1 protein-coding gene is annotated in these 334 nt (G+C 65.9%); it reads left to right on the top strand.

Annotated elements, in window-relative coordinates; genetic code table 11:
- Window positions 1–334 (top strand): IS66 family transposase zinc-finger binding domain-containing protein (locus MnOB_RS28440; RefSeq protein ID WP_199824620.1); only part of this gene is annotated, 334 nt, incomplete at both ends.

Raw genomic sequence — 334 nt, 5'->3', positions numbered from 1 at the left:
CGCCATCGAGGCGGAGTTGAAAGCCGTCAATCCCCCGGTTGCCCCAGCCGAACCCCGCCAACAGCCCAGGCGCACACCGCTGCCACCGCAATTTCCGCGCACCGTGATCTGTCACGAGCCGGAGAACACCCAGTGCGCCTGCGGCTGCCAGCTGCAACGCATCGGTGAAGACGTCAGCGAAAAGCTCGACTACACGCCGGGCGTGTTCACCGTCGAACAGCACGTGCGTGGGAAATGGGCCTGTCGCCAGTGCGAAACACTGATCCAGGCACCCGTGCCGGCCCAGGTGATCGACAAGGGCATCCCCACCGCCGGCCTGCTGGCTCACGTGATG

It is taken from the genome of Metapseudomonas resinovorans (assembly GCF_002003485.1).
Lineage (GTDB): Bacteria > Pseudomonadota > Gammaproteobacteria > Pseudomonadales > Pseudomonadaceae > Metapseudomonas > Metapseudomonas resinovorans_D.
Note: the sequence above shows the minus strand (reverse complement) of the source record. Positions and strands in the feature narration are given on the sequence as shown.